Source organism: Panacibacter microcysteis, from assembly GCF_015831355.1.
In the GTDB taxonomy this organism is placed as follows: Bacteria; Bacteroidota; Bacteroidia; order Chitinophagales; family Chitinophagaceae; genus Panacibacter; species Panacibacter microcysteis.
The window spans coordinates 1388625-1408182 of the sequence record NZ_JADWYR010000001.1 but is presented as its reverse complement, the minus strand read 5'-3'; the positions used below and the strand labels follow the sequence as shown (position 1 = coordinate 1408182).

The window sequence follows — 19558 nt, the reverse complement described above, 5'->3', positions numbered from 1 at the left end:
TGCTGCAGGTTGGTATGTCGGCAGGTGCTAAATGGTAGCGCAACAAAAGTATTACTTATATGACCAGTTACCGGGTGTTGTGCCATACTTCATGTTTCTAAACGCAGCATTCGCGGTTGATACAGGTGATGGTTTTACTGTAAACAACCGGTTATTACGTATTTTTTGTAATCGTGTTGTTGTCATTTGCGGCATCAGCCGCCCTGGCTGGTGCAGTATTTTCTTCCCCGCGTAACTCCTGTATATACTGGTGTTTCAGGTGGTCATAAAAAGAATGTTTATCTACGATCATAGATACAAGGCCTGCTACCATTCCGGCCAGCATCAGGTAAAAGATAACACTGTGGCGGTCGGTCATTTCAAGTACCAGTATGGCAGATGTGAAAGGTGTTCTTGTAACCCCTGTTAAAAAAGCCACCATTCCGCAAAGCATCATCAGGTTGGCTTCTGCCGGTAATACATGAAACCAGCCTGATATGGCAGAGCCGATAGAGGCGCCGCTTGCAAGCGCCGGTGCAAAAACACCGCCTGCAACGCCTGTGGTAAAAGTTATAACAGGGCCTGCGGTTCTAAGCAAAGGTTCGTACCAGGTGGCACCTTTTTCTGCCGTAAACAATTTGGTGGTCATTATCTCTTTGCCCGATCCCGTGGCGGTGCTGCCAAGGAAGTAACCAAAGGCCGCAATAATAAGTGCACATACAACGGCATACAGGATGTACTGGTAATTGTTTTTAAAAGAGCGCTTCCACCTGAAAACAACAAGTATCAGTTTAGACATCAGGCTGCCGGAAAGGCCTGCAATTACTGCCACAACAATTACCGGTAAAAAGATCCAGGTTGAGAGGTCGCTTACATTAGGGTAGCCGAGGTACAGGTAAGGGCCCAGCAATGCCTGGGCAGTTAAGCCGGCAATAATGACAGCGGTAAATAACGCGGTTTTAAAATAGCTGATATGTGTTTTGGTTAGTTCTTCTACTGCAAATACCACACCGCCCAGTGGTGTATTGAATGCGGCAGCAAGACCGGCTGCTGCGCCGGTCATAATCATATTCTGGCGGGATATCTTTGGCCACCACGCCGGTAGCCACTGGTTGATTTTTCTGAAAACAGAACCGGCAATTTGAATGGTGGGCCCCTCGCGGCCAATAACACCGCCACCAAACACTACCAGCAACGACGAAAATATCTTCACCACAATAATCCTGATACTAAGCAATTTGTCTACCTTATGATTGTCCCTGGGATTGGCCAGTTCAATGGCAGCGATCACCTGCGGAATGCCGCTGCCACGGGAATAAGGTGCATATTTTTTAACGAGCCACCAGCCAATTACAAAACATACCGGCGTAATCATGAAAAAAGACCAGGCTGCATGTTTAAAAATATATGCGCTGCCTTCTTCTGCATAAGCAAAAAGCCGTGCATACAATACAGCCACCAGCCCGGTAATACAGGAGCCAAGCCAGAACGGGATAGCCTGCAGCAGGTTTTGTTTTACCCGCTCGTTGTGAATGTTGTCAAATGCATTTTTTATTTTTTTGCGTATGCCGGTGAAGATGCTCATGTAAAGAAGTTTGTAGAGAATTAGTGAACGGTTAGCCTGACGCAGAAGTTTCAAAGATAAAATGCAAAAAATAAATGGCCTGTATAATCTTCGGTTATAAAAGCGCAACAGGGGCGGGAAGAAAACCCTGATTAAAAGAATGCTGCACATGCAGTATCGTTGCTGAATAAAGCGCTATAGTACAAGTGAGTGACACAACGGAAGGTTAATAGTAGTACTGCAGCCTGCTACAAAAAATAAAAGCAGCTATCTTTGCAGCCGCAGATTATGAATTTAAGTGTGTTGCTTGACAGCTATCAACAATCTCCCCGTCTTTTTCAGTTGACGGACAGGCTTCTTTTTGCCGATGCGCAAAAAATCTTCTTAAAAAATTTACAGGGCAGCAGTGCCGAATTTGTAGTAAGCAGTGTGTTTATGCACCAGCAAACACAGGGGCTAAACCACCTGGTTGTGTTGAATGATGCTGAGGAAGCTGCTTATTTTCATAACACGCTGGAGAACCTGACAAGTGCTCTCGACCTGTTTTATTTTCCTTCGTCATTCAAAAACAGGAAGAATTTTAAATTACTCAACTCCTCGCATGTAATGCTTCGTACAGAAGCACTGACACGGCTTGCGGCAGGCGGTAACAAGAAGATTATTGTTACGCATCCTGAAGCACTGTTTGAAAAAGTAGTATTGCCCAACACGCTTAGCAGCAACATCATCAGCATAAAAACAAACGATACCATTAATCTCGACAGCCTGCTGGAGCTGTTTGTGATGTACGGGTTTGTAAGAACAGATTTTGTATATGAGCCCGGCCAGTTTGCACTGCGTGGTGGCATACTCGATATTTATTCTTTTGGTAACGAAAAGCCATACCGTGTTGAGCTGTTTGGCAATGATGTTGACAGCATCAGGATTTTTGATCCTGAAACGCAGTTGAGTGAGCGAAAGCTGCTGCAGGTAAGCATTATACCGAATATAGAAACACAGTTTGACAGCGGTGAAAAAGTTTCATTGCTGGAGTTTCTGCCTGACAACACCATCATCTGGCTTAAAGACTGGGATGTAATAAAAGAAAAGATAGGTATACAGGAAGAGGATCTTGAAGGTTTTCTTTCTATGCTGGAAGATGGTTATGCCATGCAACAAACAGAAGAGGATGACGACACACGTGTAGTAAAGGAAGTAAGATGGAATGACTTTGTGAAGCATGACATTATAGAACAACAACTGGCCGCCCGACACATTGTTGAGTTTGGTTTTAAACCGCAACTGGCAGATTATGAAATAGAATTTGCCACCAAACCGCAACCCGCTTTTAACAGGCAGTTCGATCTGCTGATTAAAGACCTGAAAGCACATGAAGCTGCCAAATACAGCATTTTCATTTTTGCCGAACAGGTAAAGCAGCTCGAAAGACTCAACAGTATTTTTAATGACCTGAATACAGAGATCCAGTTTATACCTGTTGCCACATCTATACACGAAGGTTTTATAGATGATGACCTGAAAGTTGTTTGTTATACAGACCACCAGATCTTCCAGCGCTACCACAAATACCGTGTAAAACAGGCATACAATAAGAACAAGGCACTTACGCTAAAAACATTGCGCGATCTGCAGCCCGGGGATTTTGTAACACATATAGACCATGGTGTAGGCACATACAGTGGCCTGCAAAAGATAGAAGTAAACGGTAAAACGCAGGAGGCGGTGCGCATCATTTACAAAGACAGTGATATACTGTATGTCAACATCAACTCGCTGCACAAGATTTCGAAATATACGGGTAAAGAAGGAACCATACCTAAAGTAAATAAGCTGGGCAGCGATGTATGGAACCGCCTGAAAGAAAAGACCAAAGCGAAGGTTAAAGAAATTGCTTTCGATCTTATAAAATTATATGCACAAAGAAAGGCACAGCAAGGCTTTGCGCATACACCCGATACGTACATGCAAACGGAGCTGGAAGCCTCGTTTATTTATGAAGACACCCCTGACCAAAGCAAGGCTACGGCAGATGTAAAAAAAGATATGGAGAGCCCATCGCCCATGGACCGGCTTGTGTGTGGCGATGTTGGCTTTGGCAAAACTGAAGTGGCTGTACGTGCCGCCTTTAAAACATGTATAGATGGCAAACAGGCTGCAGTGTTGGTGCCTACTACCATTTTGGCATTCCAGCATTTTAAAACATTTAGCGACAGGCTGAAAGATTTTCCGGTAACCGTAGATTACATAAACCGGTTTAAATCTTCGAAAGAAAAGAAGGAAACACTCAAAAAGCTGGAAGAAGGAAAGATTGACATTATTGTGGGCACACACGGGCTGCTCGGTAAAGAGGTAAAGTTTAAAGACCTTGGTGTAATGATCATTGACGAGGAGCAAAAGTTTGGCGTGGCACACAAAGAAAAACTGAAGACACTTAAAACGAATGTTGACTGTTTGACATTAACCGCAACGCCCATACCACGCACATTACAGTTTAGCCTGATGGGCGCCAGGGATCTCAGTATCATCAACACACCGCCGCCTAACCGCCAGCCAATACAGACAGAAGTGCAGGTGTTTAACCAGGATTTTATCCGCGATTCCATTTACTTTGAAACAGAACGCGGAGGCCAGGTATTTTTTATACACAACCGTGTACAGGGTCTTGGCGAGATGAGCGGGCTTATACAAAGCCTCTGTCCCGATCTGAGCATTGGTTACGCACACGGACAATTGGAGGGCCACGAACTTGAAGAAAGAATTTTAGACTTTATAGACAAAAAATATGATGTGCTGGTTTGTACCAACATTGTGGAAAGCGGCGTAGATATACCAAATGTAAATACCATTATTGTCAATAATGCGCACCAGTTTGGGCTAAGTGATCTGCACCAGCTTCGTGGCCGTGTAGGCCGCAGTAACCGAAAGGCGTTTTGCTACCTGCTGGCTCCACCAATGAGTACACTACCCACAGATTCAAGAAAACGTTTACAAACACTCGAGCAGTTCAGCGATCTTGGCAGCGGTTTCCAGATTGCTATGCGGGACCTCGATATACGTGGTGCAGGCAATATGCTGGGTGGCGAACAAAGTGGCTTTATGGCCGAGATAGGTTTTGAGATGTACCAGAAAATCCTGGATGAAGCCATCCGCGAACTCAAGCGCACCTCGTTCAAAGAATTGTTTAAAGACGAGATAAGCCGCCAGGACGATTTTGTAAGTGATTGCACCATCGATACCGATCTCGAAATTCTTATACCAGACGACTACGTGGAAAGTATAACCGAAAGACTTTCCCTATACACGCGGCTCGATAACTGCGAAAACGAAGAAGAGCTGCAGGCATTCCATACAGAAATGACAGATCGTTTCGGGCCTGTACCCAAGGCCGTGGAAGACCTCTTTACCACCGTTCGCTGCAGGTGGCTGGCAGTAGACCTTGGCTTTGAAAAAATGAGCCTGAAAGATGAAACCATGCGCTGCTATTTCATCAACAAAAACGATTCTCCTTACTTTGAGTCAGATATATTCAAAAACATATTATCGTACCTGCAAACAGGCACCAATAAAGCAAGGCTGAAGCAGGTTGCCAAAAACTTTTTACTTGTTGTAGATGATGTAAAAGGCATGGAAGCTATGCACCGGTTTTTACTGCTTATGCACAAAGGTGTTTTTCCTGCAACAAAAAGACAAGTAGTTTAATTGGCATTTAAGGCACTAAACTTTTATACAATTATACGCGGCAATATCTTCGCAGCTTCAACTAATATTTAAAACTAAACTCTCATGAAAAAACTGTTATTATCAGCAATGCTGGTAACCCTCTCATTCGCCGTATTTGCCCAGTATGATGACGAAAAACCTTTCCATTTTGCAGTTGGCGGCGAAGTTTCATTACCAATGAGCGATCTTAAAGCTTCTGCTGTGTATGGTGTTGGTGTAAATGTGCGTGCCTCTTATAAATTCACAGATTTTATAGAGGGCTTTGTACAAACCGGCGTACACGTTTTTAAAGGTGATGAAGCATATTACTACGGCGACGCTGCAAACATTCTGCACCTGCCGGTTATGGCTGGCGCCAGAATAAATGCCGGTGGTTTTGTTGCCGGTGCAGGTATTGGTTATGGTATGTATGCAGTAAGCGGTTCATCATCCGGTGGCTTCCTGTATAGCCCACATGTAGGTTACGACTTTGGTTCTTTCGAGGCACAGGTAAGTTATACAGGCGTGTCCGTTTCAGGTGGATCATTGCCATACCTGGGTGTCAGGGCGTTTTACAAATTCTAAGATCAAACATCAGGCAGTATAAAAAGGCATCTTTAAGATGCCTTTTTGTTTGCATGTAAAAACTTAAGTTTTGAAAGCTTTACGGGATTTTTTACCTTACTGTCAAATCCCTAATTATGTCAGAAAGTTCTTTTCTAGGATCAGACTCCATTCCGCCGTACACACCAACAAGCGATGAGAAAACATTGGCCCTGGTTTCGCATATCATTACCATTGTTTCTTCTTTCATTGCACCACTGATCATTTACCTCGTGAAGAAAGATGAGTCGCCGTTTGTAGCTGCACATGCAAAAGAATCGCTCAACTTCCAGATTACGGCATTTATAGCAATTATACTTTGTGTCATTTCTATTGTAGGGTTGTTACTGTTATGGGCAGTCGGGCTGCTTATTTTTATACTTGTTATTGTAGCAACCATTCGTGCCAGTGAAGGAAAGCTTTACCGGTATCCGTTTACCATAAGATTTATAAAATAATTTTTGGGTAGTCACCTGCAGCACCGGTGGCAACACCTGTTGCGTCGCACTCTTGTGCTGTATATCTTTATTCAGCAATGCGAAGATTAGAGCGGGTAACTTCAATATAATAGTTGCTGCACCAGCATTGTGAACAAATTCCATATTTCTTACAGGCCTGCTTTTGGTGCCCACTATATATTTGCAGCATGACCAATATAGAGCATGTACAGTTGCAGCAGGTAATCGTGCATAAAGTAGGCAACCCTACACGTGGAGAACAATTAAAGCTTTCTGTAAACCCGCTTACACTAAATGATGAGCTGGTTAAAAGCATGCTTACAAAATATTTCCTTAGCCCGTTCAACGAAAACGAACATTACCATTTTACCCATTTAAGTGATGTTGGTTTAAATGAAGTTTACAATTATGTAAAGGCAATTTTCGACAACAGTAAAAGCTTTACACAGCAGTCTGCACTGGTCGCAAATTTTTTATACAATAAAAGCACACACGTAAAAGTAAAAGAAGGTGAACTATATGTTGCGCACTTTGCAGACGTTCCTTTCGGCAACGATTTTATCAACGCCGTAGGGCTGTTTAAAAGTGAAACAAAAGAAACCTTTCTAAAAGTTTTTGAACATGGCGAAAGCTGGGAAGTAGTGGGCGAAGAAGGTATCAACATCAATAAGCTGGATAAAGGCTGCCTTATATTCAACGCCGGCCAGGAAGAAGGTTATGTTGTATGCGTGGTAGACGCAACCAATAAAAACCAGGATGCACAATATTGGGTAAATGATTTTTTACAGGTTACGCCATATGCAGACAGCTACCATAATACCCACAAATACATGGATATGTGCCGGCTGTTTATAACCAACGATTACGCAGATAAATTTGAGGTAACAAAGACAGACCAGATAGACCTGCTAAACCGCTCTGCAGATTATTTTAAAACCAAAGAGCAGTTTAGCCTGGATGAATTTACACAGGAAGTAATGCACCACCCCGAAGTAGTAGACTCTTTTGTGCAGTTTAAAAAAAATTATGAAGTAGCCAAACAGTTTGATCTTGACAATGAATTTGACATTGACCTGGCAGCAGTAAAAAAACAGGCAAAGGTTTTTAAAACCGTACTAAAGCTGGATAAAAATTTTCACATCTACATTCATGGCAGAAGAGACCTTATTGAAAAAGGTTATGATGAAGCCAGCGGCAAAAAATTCTATAAGTTGTTTTTTGAAGAGGAGAGCTAACCTTTTTATTTACCGGCCTGGCATATGCAGTATCGTTGCTGCCAGCTGCGTTACAGTACAAGTGAGTGACACAACAGGCGATGCCATGAAAAACTACATTTGGTACAATAATTAAATTCAGTTTTCACGCCAGTAAATGCTACCGCTGAAACAACAATATATAAAGCATTCAGTGCAACTAAAAACTACATTTGGTACAATAATTAAATTCAGTGTTCACGCCAGTAAATGCTACCTCTGAAACAATAATATATAAAGCATTCAGTGCAACTAAAAACTACATTTGGTACAATAATTAAATTCAGTTTTCACGCCAGTAAATACCGCTGCCGGTTACTGCATTGCGTCACTTTATTTTTCATTTTCTTTTCTCTATGCTATTGTTAGCTTTGTTACATGTTGCACGATGATCAGAACAGTTTGTTTACCATAGCTGCCAATTTTATTCAATACACCAGCCGGCCCGTATTTTTAACGGGGCGGGCAGGCACCGGTAAAACAACTTTCCTTAAATACATACAGGCCAATACACATAAACAGGTGGCCGTAATTGCACCAACAGGTGTTGCAGCCATTAATGCGGGCGGCGCCACCATTCATTCATTTTTTCAATTGCCTTTTACCCCGTATATACCGGAAAGCAAAGGCTTTCAGCAAACTGCCGGTATTGACCGGCATCACCTGCTGGGCAGAATTAAAATGAATGGCGACAGGCGAAAGGTGTTGCAACAACTCGAACTGTTGATCATCGATGAGATAAGTATGGTAAGGTGTGATGTGCTTGATGCCATTGATGTGGTGTTAAGGCATTTTCGCAACAGGTACAGCGAACCTTTTGGCGGTGTACAATTGCTTTTTATAGGCGATATGTTTCAGCTGCCACCGGTAGTACAGGAAGATGAATGGCGCATACTTGCACCACATTACCGCAGCCCTTTCTTTTTTGATAGCCATGTATTGATGAATGAAGAACCGGTTCACATAGAACTGAACAAAATTTACCGGCAAAATGAGCAACAGTTTATAGACCTGCTGAACAAGGTGCGCAACAATGAAATGGATGAAGAAGGATTTCATTTGCTGAACAGCAGGTTTAATGCCGATTTTCAACCATCGAAAGATGCAGGTTACATAACCCTTACCACGCATAATTACAAAGCAGACGCTATTAACGCAGACCAGCTGAACAAGCTGTCTTCAGCCGTGGTAAACTATAAAGCGGTAATCACCGGCGAGTTTTACGAAAAAAGTTATCCCGCCGATGAACTGTTGCAGCTAAAAGAAGGCGCACAGGTAATGATGATAAAGAATGACCCCGAGAAGAAATACTTTAATGGTAAAATTGGGGTGGTTACCAGGCTTGAAACAGAAAGCGTTTTTGTGCAATGCAAAGATGACCCCGCTGCCATTGAGCTCAGGAAAGAAAAATGGGAGAATATACGTTACACACTCAATGCTTCTACGCAGCGTGTAGAAGAAGAAGTAATTGGTTCATTTGAGCAGTTTCCCTTAAGGCTTGCCTGGGCCATTACCATACACAAAAGCCAGGGGCTTACTTTTGAGAAAGCGATCATAGATGCCGGTGCTGCTTTTGCCAGCGGGCAGGTATATGTGGCGCTAAGCCGTTGTACAACGTTAGGCGGAATTGTGTTAAAGAGCCGCATAACAGGCAATGGTATGCGCAATGATGAAAGAATTGTACAGTTCTCGCGGCAGAAAGAAGCCGCAGCGCAACTGAATTACGCCCTCAACGAATCAAAAAGGGTGTACCAGTCATCTGTACTTACATCAGTGTTTGATATTGATGCGATCTTTAAAGCCGTAAGCGTATTTGAAAAATTTGTAACAGAAGAAATAAAATATTTCAACGAAGAAGTACTTACATGGCTGGCTACACTGCAGGAGCGGCTGGATCATATTGCAGGCGTACTCGATAAGTTTAAACCGCAACTGCAGGCACTGCTCAATGAGCCTTATATTCCCGAACAACATGAAGCACTGCAGGGCAGGTTAATGGCTGCATCTAAATATTTTGCAGAGCAACTGCAGGTAGCAGACCGCTACCTCGCAGGTTCGGTTGCTGTTACTGACAGCAAGCAAAAAGCCATGGTGTACAATTTGCTGCTGCACGATGTACATGTGGCACTCTCACAGGCTGTGCACACAACAAAAGGCCTGGAAGAGGGTTTCAATGCCGCATCGTTCGCCATGCACAGGAAAGGGTTTCGTGTTACTCAACTACGGGTAAATGCCTATGCTGTGGCCAACAATAAAACGCAGCAAAAAACGGAAACGCCACACCCGGCGTTATTCCAGCAACTCAGGCTGTTAAGAGATAAGATAGTCTCTCAAAAAAATGTACCGGTGTACCTTGTTGCATCCGGAGACACCCTGCACGAACTTTCCACCTACCTGCCACAAACCCTGGAAGAACTGGCGCAGATAACAGGTTTTGGAAAAGCAAAGATCGAAAGTTACGGCCAGCAGTTTATAGAGTTGATAAATGCCTACGCAGCGGAACGCAACCTGACATCGTGCATACACGAAAAACCCGTTGTAAAAAAAGAAAAAAAGGAAACAAAACCTGCCGGTGAAAAAACTGATACCAAACTGGAATCTTACAAACTGTACAAAGCAGGCAAATCAATAGCAGAAATAGCGCAGGAAAGAAACCTTGCGGCAGGTACTATAGAAACACACCTTGCATACTATATAGAGCAGGGAGAGTTGTCTGTTAATGAACTGGTAAGTACAGAAAAAATTGTATTGATAGAGCCGGTTGTAAGGAATATGGAAAACAATGCTTCGGCGCCGGTTAAACAACAGTTGGGAGACCAGGTAACGTATGGAGAGATTAAGTTTGTTATAGCCTCGCTCAATCATTTAAAGAACAAAGAAAAGCAGCAATTGTAAGCCGGCTTCTGTAGTACTATTAAGCTTTGGTTGTGTCACTCACTTGTACGTTTCTGTTCATTATTGGGCTGTTGCGCCGGATTATAGGCTTCTTAAAATTTTGTAGTTTGAAAAAATGAGATGTATTAGTCTTAGTACTATATTTCATTTTTAAACAACCACTATGGCCCTAACCACCGATTCAATCAAGTCATTTATTCAGTATGGAGACATATCACTCGCAGTAAGAAGAACCCTTGACGCTGCTCTTGATACGCAGGATGATGACCTCGTTACAGAAGCAATTTCCTGGAGTAAACAATATCATCGTTTGCAAAACAATGATGAAAATCCGGGACAGGATTTTTTTAATAAGGCAGATGACTTGATTACGCGTATAAGTTCATTTCCCAGCGGAAGATTTGCCGCTATGCCTTTATTGAATGTTGACCAAATTGGAAAAAGTTATTCAAAGGGAAACTTCACTTTGCACCCGATAAGTTTTGAAATAAGAACAGGTGATATACTTGGCGTTGTAGGCGAAAACGGGAATGGAAAAACAACACTCCTTTCCTGCTTGTCAGGAGATCTTGCTATAGACCGTGGAAACATTATTTACCATAATCTTCGCAAAGCGGATTACTATACAATCAAAGGCCACGTTGCCTTTATTCCGCAGCGGATTCCGGTTTGGTATGGAATGCTTAAAGACAATCTGCACTTTTCCGCTGCATTGAGTGGCGTTAAAGGAAAAGCAAACGAACTAATGGTTGATTTTATGCTGGAACGGCTTAATCTCAGCTCATATGCACATCTTACATGGAAGCAAATAAGCAGTGGGTACAGAACGCGCTTTGAAATTGCAAGAGTACTACTTCAGAAACCTTCATTACTTATTTTAGATGAGCCTTTGGCAAATCTTGATATTAATGCGCAGCAAACGCTGCTCACAGATTTAAGAAACCTTGCCAAATCGGTTCGTCATCCACTCGGTATTGTTTTAAGCTCTCAGCAATTGCATGAAGTAGAAAAAGTGGCAGATAATGTTTTGCTTATTAAAAAAGGTAAATGTATTTATACAACCAACACGCAAAATGAATCTGCTGCAAGTAATGCAATCGAAATAGAAAGCAATGCTGAAAGGGAACTGATTGGTAATGTGCTTGGCGCTGAAGCAACTGTTCAATACAATGGTGGTTTTTATACAATAGTAGCAGAAACTATTTCAGCAAAACAACTGCTACAAAAACTTGTAAATGCCGGTATTGAAATACAGTATTACAGGGATATTACCAATTCAACCAAACGCTATTTCTAAAACCCATTTAAAAAAAATTCATGATACGTCCTTTTATTCCTGCTTTTCTAAAAAGATTTGATGATAAGTTTTTAAAGAATAACCCTGAATTATGGAGTACAAGAGCACACCTTGTAATATATTATTGTATTGTAATAAACATCGTGCTGGCGCTTACTTGTTATATCATTCCTGCACATGCACTTGCTGATACAACGGCAATAACCTGGGCCGGCTTTCTTTCTATAATAAGCTTACTCGGCATTATTATCTGGATCATTTATTTGTTGCGGTTTAACGTATTTAAAAGATTCGGACAGATAAGCCCAATGCGTACAACAATCGTATACCTGCTTTATTTTATTTCTACCGCTGCAATATGCTCTTTTGCTTACATACCCGCTCTTGTTGAAACGATTAAAGCCAACCGGGATTATTCAAAATCAAAAGTTATTACAGACATCAATAAAATGAACGTATATATTAACCAACTGGAATATTCATATTACAATAAGCCCTGGAATGTAGATACTGTAGTTGTTATGGACACATTGCCCGAAAACTTAAAGCGTCAGTATATTGATGTTGAAACAGTAGATACATACGAAGAAGATTATGCCGATACTACTGTTGCTTTTATACATGGCTATTACAAGATAATTGATACGGTAGAATTAAGATCTAAAGTGGCAACTGCTGACAGCATGGTAAAAATCAATGATACACTTTATGCTTTTTTTGAGTGCCCCGATTATGTTTTTGTAGGAGAATCTTATTGGCGTAGATCATCTTCCCATAAAACCATGTCATCAAAAGAAATTTATGATTCGGTTTTGGCGCATTATGTGGCACCGAATAAGAAACTAGTAAAAAATTCCTTGGATAAATTGTTAAACAAGTATTACCTGAAAGAAAATGAACCAAAATATGCAACCAGCTATGATCCCCAAAAGCCGAAAGAAACAATAGATGCCAGGTATCGGCTTACCACTATTAACAATGGCATCAACAACTATAATTCAAAAGCGTACAGATGGACAGGATTTTTAGGGCTGGCATTACTGAGAATCATCTTTTATACGTCCCTTATCTTTTCTATAATTCTTTTTGTTTTCAGGCATTCAAGTATTAAAACCTTCTTCATTACATTACTATGCCTTGTTGTTCTTTTTATAATAAGTGGCATATTCATAGGTCTTTTTCATTCCTCTCAGGCTGCGGTTTATGGTTGGTATTTATTCTATTTTATTATTTTTTCTGTACTATCAATATTAGCTTTTACAAATAAAAAGCGGAATATAATCACAGGCATTGCGATAAACAGCGTTACATTGATGCTGGCCTTTTTACCTTTAGTGGTAATAGCACTTACTGAAGCAATACAGCGTAATTACTATTACGAGCATATGGAAACCAAAACCTATGATCCCGCTTCGTTAGATATGCTTTTTAAAATTGCCGAAGTAGCTGGCCCTGTTATATTTATACTTTCCATATTTATTTTTATGCACAGCTTGTATAGAAAGTGGTATTCACTTCCGCAGGATTAGGCAGTTACTTAATAAAGGTTTAAAAAAAGCAAACCGCCTTGCCGAAATTTATGGGTTTTTTGCAACGTTCTAACGCCGCTAGACACCTGACCGTTATCAGCGTATTCTAGCTTAGGAGCGAGTTTAGTGCAACCTGCCATAAAATGTGTTGGAATTACTTACCAACATTATAGCTAATCGCTGTAGTCGCCATGAAAAAGGGACCCTGAAGTGAGTGACACAACAGGTGATGCCATACAATACTGTAGCCGGTTACCAAATCTTTCTGCTTTTTTATCGTTCCACTAATTAATTTGTGAAAAATTAAGGTAATGGCTACAATGATAAAATGCCCGAGTTGTGGATTTGAGTTTCCGCTGGAAGAAGCATTGAATGATGAACTGAAAGAATCTATTGAAAAAGAAAAACAGCAGTTGCGCCAGCAAATGCTTGATTATAAAAAAACCAAAGAAGAAGAACTGCGCCGGAAAGAAGATGAATTCAGCCGGCAGAAACAGCAACAGGAAGAAAGCTTTCAAAAAAAGCTGGATGAAGAGCTGAAGAAGAAAAACCAGCAGATGGAAGAAGCCATTCGCAAGTCGTTATCTGCCGACTATGAAAACCAGTTGCGCATATTGAAGGAATCTGCCACAGACAGCGAAGAAAAATTAAAGCAGGCCCGCAGGAAAGAACTGGAGTTTTTGCAAAGAGAAAAGCAACTGAAAGAAAAGCAGGAGGAAATGGAACTGCAGTTGCAACGGCAGTTACTAAGTGAGCGTGCCAAAATGAAGGAACAATTACTGAAAGAAGAGCATGAACGCATGGGTTTGAAAGAGCAGGAATACCAGATGAAAATGCGTGAAATGGAAAAGCAGATAGAAGACCAGAAGAAACTGGTAGATGAAATGAAACGAAAGGCAGAACAGGGCAGCATGCAGTTGCAGGGCGAAGTACAGGAACTGATGCTTGAAGAAATATTACAGGCCACTTTCCCTTTCGATAAAATACAGGAAGTGGGCAAAGGCGTGCGTGGCGCAGATTGTATACAAATTGTACGCAACCAGTTTGGCAGTGAGGCCGGTAAGATCATTTATGAAAGCAAACGCACCAAAGATTTTGGCGGAGACTGGATAGAAAAGCTGAAGCATGATATGCGTACGCTGGGGGCTGATGTTGCCGTTATTGTTACACAGGCTTATCCAAAAGATATGGACAGGTTTGGCGAAAAAGACGGTGTGTACATTTGCTCTTTTACAGAAGTAAGAAGTGTATCATTATTGCTGCGCAATGCCATTTTAAAAATTGCAGATACCAAAAAGAGCCAGGAAAACAAAGGTGATAAAATGGTGATGTTGTATGATTACCTCATCGGTAACGAATTCAGCGAACAATGGAAGGCCATAAGAGAAGGTTTTATGAGTATGAAACTGAGTATTCAGAAAGAACGCGATGCGATGGAAAAACTCTGGAAAGCAAGAGAAAAGCAATTGGAAAAAGTGCTGCTGAATGCAGCACATATTAAAGGTTCTATCGAAGGCATAGCGGGCGCAGATGCGGTAAACCTGAATTTACTGGAAGACAATGAAGGCGGATTGCCGGACTAACTTTCCCGTAAAAGACAACGGACAAAAATCGAAGCAATTATCATTGTAATGACAAACGAACATAATAAAGATTATGTGTATGACGGCCGGCGCATTAAGCTGCATAAAGCAGAACTGACCGCTATTCTCCTAAAGAGATTCCCTTACTATGCGCACCTGCTGCCGCAATTGAAACACGTTTTCGAAAATCGTGTGCAGCGCTTTATCGCGGTAAAATCCTTTATCATTCCGGGCAGCCAGGCATATAAAGAGGTGCCGGTGTTATTGTCTGCCGCAGCAGTTCAACTTACCTTCGGCCTGCAGGAATTTGAGCTGCCGTGGTTCAGGTATATACGCGTACATGCCGAAGAATATTTTGCAGATGATCCACACGCGTTGCGTGTGCTGGCCGGCCATGTGGAAGAGAATGTGATCACTGTTGCGTGGAACCATTTTTTAAAAGGTATTGCAGACGACAGGGATGGCGCCAATGTGGGCTTGCATGAAATGGCACATGCCCTGTACTACCAGCATGTAATTGCACACAATGGTAAACGAAAAGGGTTTATAAAAGAGCTGTCTGATGTGATGGAGGAAAGCGAAGAGATCTATACACTGAGGCATAACTACAACGTATTGTACTCAGATTATGCATACAAAAACCTGCAGGAGTTCTGGGCCGAAAGTATTGAACTCTTTTTCGAAAAACCCGAAGCCTTACAGGAACATTACCCGGAACTGTTTGATAATTTAAAAGAATTACTGAACCAGGATCCGCTAAATAAAACCAATCCATTATTGCCCTGAGAAGAACGGATGTTGTAATTTTCATGCATGTTTGAAGCCGCAAAAGAAGATAATATCAGGCCTTCCAAAAAGAAGCCCATCTTTCACCTGAATAATACTTTGCGCAGTTATTTAAAAAAGCATGGCAGGGAAGTAAAATTACCCGCTTCTTACAAAGACCTGCAACGCTTCACCTATTCCATACCGTTAAAAGACAAAACCGGCAAACCTACTTTGTGGGAGACCGTTACTTATGATATGCGTGAGTGGGAGTTCCTGCGCGAAAGCCTGGTACAGATATACGCCATTTTAAAAACAGAAGGCGACCTTAGTTTCACCAGCCACCTTGATGTTGCACGCATCGATTTCTGCAGCTTTGGCAACAGCCAGCCTTTTCGCATACGCATCGTAAACAAGTTTAACGACAACCACGATCATTACTACATCAAACAGGCAGATGCAAGCCGTGTGTATGGGCTCGAGCTTGAGCACCTGCTCTCTCCCAACCGCATTACTTTTTTAACGCATCTCGATACACTCGTGGAAGAACACATACCCGGTATTCCCGGAGATGTGTTTGCAGAGCGACAACTCTTCGAAAGTACCACCAACATTATCCGCTTTGCAAAAGAATTCGTAAAATTCAACGAACGTTGCTTTGTACGACTGCTGGGCGATATGCGCAGTTATAATTTTGTCATAAATGTATTGCCCGATATTGATGATGATTACCAGTACCGCATACGCGCCATAGATTTTGATCAGCAAAGCTATGAGGGCAAAAAAAATCTTTACCTGCCACAGTTCTTCAAAGAAAACAGGCCGTTTGTAGATATGGTATTAAAACACCTCGACCGCGAGTCTATTGCGCAATACCAGGCAGAGGAGCGAACGATGATGACCTTCCGGCTGGTTTCATCGCGCTACCGCGTAATGGAATTGCTGGATATCATGAACAATGCAGATATCTCGAGCTTGGAAAAAATAAACCAGTTAAGGGTAGAGCTTGCCGATCACTTTCATGAACTGTCTTTTCTGCGTTGTAAAACCATGGGCCAGCTTGTAAAAACGCAACTTAAACACACACTCAGGAAAAGCCTTGCACACATACCACGTACCAAAAACCGTTTTGATGATTGATTACCCGCTAAGACGCATGCACTTATTATGGGCCAAGCTGTAGTACATGCATTAAGCTTCCGTTGCGTCGCACTCTTGTACAGTATAGCTTTATGCAGCAGCTCCGGTGCAACAAACGTTTAAGTCACTTTGCCGCTTATAACAATCGTGGCCTGTGAATAAAACCCTTACTGTTATTTTTATACCATGAACTTTATAGGCAATCTTATCTGGCTCATATTCGGCGGTTTTGCCGCGGCACTCGGTTATGTCTTCGGCGGTTTTATTTTATGCCTTACGGTTGTAGGCATACCCTTTGGCATGCAGTGTTTTAAAATAGCAGGATTAGTGCTGTGGCCATTTGGTAAGAAAATAGTAAGCAACAGTAACAGCGGGGGTTGTCTTTCCCTGCTTTTCAATATCATCTGGCTGTTTACAGGCGGCCTTTATACGGCAGCGGTACACATCGTTTTTGGTTTGCTTTTGTTTATTACCATTATCGGTATCCCGTTTGCAAAACAACACTTCAAACTGGCAGAAATATCTTTAACGCCTTTTGGCAAGTCTGTTGTTTAGAAACGCAGGTAACCGCTCATCTCCTGCTGGTAATCTTTTGCTACGTTGCCGGCAGCTTCCGCAAAATCTTCACCTGCTGATGCATAAATAATGGCCCTGCTTGCATTTACCAGCAGGCCGCAATCTTTGTTCATGCCAACAGTACTTACTTCCTGCAGGCTGCCACCTTGTGCACCAACACCGGGTACCAGTAAAAAATGGTCCGGTATCATGTTACGAATGTTGGCCAGCTCACTGGTTTGTGTTGCACCAACAACAAACATCAGGTTTGCAGGTGTACCCCACATAGCAACAGTTGAAATTACTTTCTCATATAAAAAACTGTCACCCATCTTTTGCAGTTCAAAATCCCGTGCACCCTTGTTAGAGGTTAATCCAAGTACAATTACAAACTTGTTGTCGTATTCCATAAAAGGGCGAATACTGTCTTCGCCCATATAAGGTGCCACGGTAACCGCATCAAATTTCAGTGTTTCAAAAAAGGCTTTTGCATACTGTGTTGATGTGTTGCCAATATCACCGCGTTTGGCATCTGCAATGGTAAAATGCGTGGCCGGAATATAGTCAACGGTTTGCTCCATTGCTTCCCATCCTTTCAGCCCGAGAGCTTCGTAAAAAGCCGTATTTATTTTGTAGGATACACAGTAATCTTTGGTAGCATCAATAATGGCTTTGTTAAATGCAAACAGCGCACCGGGCTGCTTTTGCAAATGCATGGGCAGTTTGGTAATGTCTGTATCAAGGCCCACGCAAAGAAAGGAGCGTTTGGCTTTAATCTGCTCCACAAGTTGTTGACGGTTCATAGCTGCGAAGGTAAAAGAGAAAAAGAAATCAGGATCTTTTGAAATACTGTTTGAATTGACTAAAACATTTTAAACACACCAGCAATGTTTCATTCGCTTTGCCCAATTAGTAACAGAAAGATGAACGGATTGCGACGCAACCGGCGATGCCATGAAAAGCCTTAGCTGGTACCCAACACATCACCTATAATTTTTACGCATTTATATACATCTTCAAACGAGCAATAGAGTGGAGCAGGCGCTATTCTTATAACACCAGGCTCGCGGTAATCCACAATAATACCATTTTGCATAAGCTGTTCATGAATTGCTTTACCTTTTTCTTTAAAGTAAAGACATAGCTGTGCGCCGCGCCTGTGTTCGTTTGACGGTGTAATAATCTCGAAAGCACCTGTATGTAATTGCAGTAACAGGTATTCAAGATAGCCTGTAAGCGCAATGCTTTTTGCACGTAAATTTTGCATGCCGGCTTTGTCAAACAACTCCAGTGATGCCTTTAGTGCAACCATATTAAACACCTGCGACGTGCTGAGGTTCCAGCCGCTTGCATCCTGTTTGGGAACAAAACCTTTTTCCATTTTAAACCGGCTCTTTTCATCGTTACCCCACCAGCCTGCAAGTCTCGATGTATCTGCATTTGAATGCTTCTCGTGTACAAAGACACCGCCTGCGGCACCGGGGCCGCTGTTAAGATATTTGTAGCTGCACCATACAGCAAAGTCCACATTCCAGTCGTGCAGTTGTGTGGGCACATTACCGGTAACGTGCGCAAGGTCCCACCCCGCTACTGCCCCGGCTTGTTGCGCAGCAGCAGTGATCAGCGGAATATTGTACAACTGCCCGGTATAATAATTGATGCCGCCAAAAATGGTGAGTGCAAGCGAATCTTTGTGGGCTTCAATTGCTTCAATAATATCTTCTTCGTGCAAAATCTTTTCACCGCTGCGGGGGGCAATCTCTATGATCACATCAGCAGGATCGAACCCGTAATGCCTTGCCTGTGTTTCCACTGCGTACTGGTCAGATGGAAAGGCACCTGCCTCCATCATTATTTTATAGCGCTGCGTGGTGGGTTTATAAAAGCTCAGCATCATAAAATGCAGGTTTACCGTAAGCGCGTTCATTACAGTAACTTCTGTTGGTTTGGCACCCACAATTTTTGCAAGCGACCCGCGAAGGTATTCGTGGTAACATAACCACGGATGGGTACCCTTAAAATAACCTTCTACCGCCAGCTGGCGCCAGGTATGCAACTCGGTTTGTATGGCTGCCTCTACATTTTTTGGCTGTAACCCTAACGAATTGCCGCAGAAATAGATGGCATCACTTTCGTTATGCTGTGGAAAGTAAAATGCATTGCGAAAATCTTTTAGATCATCATTGTTATCTGCCTCCTGTGCAAAGGCCAAAGTATTTTCAAATGTCATAAGTGTTG

The 19558-nt window shown here is 42.2% G+C and carries 14 protein-coding genes; 11 read left to right on the top strand and 3 right to left on the bottom strand.

Annotated elements, in window-relative coordinates; all coding sequences use genetic code 11:
* Window positions 1-154: 154 nt before the first annotated feature.
* Window positions 155-1564, bottom strand: a complete 1410-nt coding sequence (locus tag I5907_RS05645) for a chloride channel protein (RefSeq protein WP_196989742.1) — start codon at window positions 1562-1564, stop codon at window positions 155-157.
* A gap of 267 nt (window positions 1565-1831) precedes the next feature.
* Here I5907_RS05645 and mfd point away from each other — a divergent pair, with 267 nt between their 5' ends.
* The 11 genes from mfd (at window position 1832) to I5907_RS05590 (ending at window position 17320) form a co-directional block, all read left to right on the top strand.
* Window positions 1832-5242, top strand: a complete 3411-nt coding sequence (gene mfd, locus I5907_RS05640) for a transcription-repair coupling factor (protein WP_196989741.1) — start codon at window positions 1832-1834, stop codon at window positions 5240-5242.
* 84 nt (window positions 5243-5326) lie between these two features.
* On the top strand, window positions 5327-5827 hold the full coding sequence (locus tag I5907_RS05635; protein WP_196989740.1) for a hypothetical protein: 501 nt from the start codon (window positions 5327-5329) through the stop codon (window positions 5825-5827).
* Between the two features lie 116 nt (window positions 5828-5943).
* Window positions 5944-6303 carry a DUF4870 domain-containing protein gene (locus I5907_RS05630; protein ID WP_196989739.1) on the top strand — a complete coding sequence of 120 codons (360 nt, stop codon included), beginning with the start codon at window positions 5944-5946 and terminating at the stop codon, window positions 6301-6303.
* A 188-nt stretch (window positions 6304-6491) separates the two neighbouring features.
* Window positions 6492-7538, top strand: a complete 1047-nt coding sequence (locus I5907_RS05625; protein ID WP_196989738.1) for a nucleoid-associated protein — start codon at window positions 6492-6494, stop codon at window positions 7536-7538.
* A 396-nt stretch (window positions 7539-7934) separates the two neighbouring features.
* Window positions 7935-10451: a helix-turn-helix domain-containing protein gene (locus I5907_RS05620; protein ID WP_196989737.1), complete on the top strand. Its 2517-nt coding sequence runs from the start codon at window positions 7935-7937 to the stop codon at window positions 10449-10451.
* A gap of 163 nt (window positions 10452-10614) precedes the next feature.
* Window positions 10615-11748, top strand: a complete 1134-nt coding sequence (locus tag I5907_RS05615) for an ABC transporter ATP-binding protein (protein ID WP_196989736.1) — start codon at window positions 10615-10617, stop codon at window positions 11746-11748.
* Window positions 11749-11768: 20 nt separating this feature from the next.
* Window positions 11769-13277 carry a hypothetical protein gene (locus I5907_RS05610; RefSeq protein WP_196989735.1) on the top strand — a complete coding sequence of 503 codons (1509 nt, stop codon included), beginning with the start codon at window positions 11769-11771 and terminating at the stop codon, window positions 13275-13277.
* 311 nt (window positions 13278-13588) lie between these two features.
* On the top strand, window positions 13589-14860 hold the full coding sequence (locus I5907_RS05605; protein WP_196989734.1) for a DUF2130 domain-containing protein: 1272 nt from the start codon (window positions 13589-13591) through the stop codon (window positions 14858-14860).
* 48 nt (window positions 14861-14908) lie between these two features.
* A complete protein-coding gene (locus I5907_RS05600; protein ID WP_196989733.1) occupies window positions 14909-15646 on the top strand; it encodes a zinc-dependent peptidase in 738 nt (245 codons plus the stop codon).
* Between the two features lie 27 nt (window positions 15647-15673).
* On the top strand, window positions 15674-16765 hold the full coding sequence (locus I5907_RS05595; protein WP_196989732.1) for a hypothetical protein: 1092 nt from the start codon (window positions 15674-15676) through the stop codon (window positions 16763-16765).
* Between the two features lie 186 nt (window positions 16766-16951).
* Window positions 16952-17320 carry a YccF domain-containing protein gene (locus I5907_RS05590; protein WP_196989731.1) on the top strand — a complete coding sequence of 123 codons (369 nt, stop codon included), beginning with the start codon at window positions 16952-16954 and terminating at the stop codon, window positions 17318-17320.
* On the opposite strand, the gene pyrF is transcribed toward I5907_RS05590, so the two are convergent.
* Together pyrF and kynU are read right to left on the bottom strand one after the other, a co-directional pair.
* On the bottom strand, window positions 17317-18123 hold the full coding sequence (pyrF, locus tag I5907_RS05585; protein WP_196989730.1) for an orotidine-5'-phosphate decarboxylase: 807 nt from the start codon (window positions 18121-18123) through the stop codon (window positions 17317-17319). The genes I5907_RS05590 and pyrF overlap by 4 nt on opposite strands.
* Window positions 18124-18284: 161 nt before the next feature.
* Window positions 18285-19550 carry a kynureninase gene (gene kynU / locus I5907_RS05580; protein WP_196989729.1) on the bottom strand — a complete coding sequence of 422 codons (1266 nt, stop codon included), beginning with the start codon at window positions 19548-19550 and terminating at the stop codon, window positions 18285-18287.
* Window positions 19551-19558: the final 8 nt, after the last annotated feature.

Excerpts from the sequence above, each read along its gene's own strand:
- I5907_RS05645 (WP_196989742.1), bottom strand. The coding sequence starts at position 1,564 with ATGAGCATCTTCACCGGCATACGCAAAAAAATAAAAAATGCATTTGAC.
- mfd (WP_196989741.1), top strand. The coding sequence starts at position 1,832 with ATGAATTTAAGTGTGTTGCTTGACAGCTATCAACAATCTCCCCGTCTT.
- I5907_RS05635 (WP_196989740.1), top strand. The coding sequence starts at position 5,327 with ATGAAAAAACTGTTATTATCAGCAATGCTGGTAACCCTCTCATTCGCC.
- I5907_RS05630 (WP_196989739.1), top strand. The coding sequence starts at position 5,944 with ATGTCAGAAAGTTCTTTTCTAGGATCAGACTCCATTCCGCCGTACACA.
- I5907_RS05625 (WP_196989738.1), top strand. The coding sequence starts at position 6,492 with ATGACCAATATAGAGCATGTACAGTTGCAGCAGGTAATCGTGCATAAA.
- I5907_RS05620 (WP_196989737.1), top strand. The coding sequence starts at position 7,935 with ATGTTGCACGATGATCAGAACAGTTTGTTTACCATAGCTGCCAATTTT.
- I5907_RS05615 (WP_196989736.1), top strand. The coding sequence starts at position 10,615 with ATGGCCCTAACCACCGATTCAATCAAGTCATTTATTCAGTATGGAGAC.
- I5907_RS05610 (WP_196989735.1), top strand. The coding sequence starts at position 11,769 with ATGATACGTCCTTTTATTCCTGCTTTTCTAAAAAGATTTGATGATAAG.
- I5907_RS05605 (WP_196989734.1), top strand. The coding sequence starts at position 13,589 with ATGGCTACAATGATAAAATGCCCGAGTTGTGGATTTGAGTTTCCGCTG.
- I5907_RS05600 (WP_196989733.1), top strand. The coding sequence starts at position 14,909 with ATGACAAACGAACATAATAAAGATTATGTGTATGACGGCCGGCGCATT.
- I5907_RS05595 (WP_196989732.1), top strand. The coding sequence starts at position 15,674 with ATGTTTGAAGCCGCAAAAGAAGATAATATCAGGCCTTCCAAAAAGAAG.
- I5907_RS05590 (WP_196989731.1), top strand. The coding sequence starts at position 16,952 with ATGAACTTTATAGGCAATCTTATCTGGCTCATATTCGGCGGTTTTGCC.
- pyrF (WP_196989730.1), bottom strand. The coding sequence starts at position 18,123 with ATGAACCGTCAACAACTTGTGGAGCAGATTAAAGCCAAACGCTCCTTT.
- kynU (WP_196989729.1), bottom strand. The coding sequence starts at position 19,550 with ATGACATTTGAAAATACTTTGGCCTTTGCACAGGAGGCAGATAACAAT.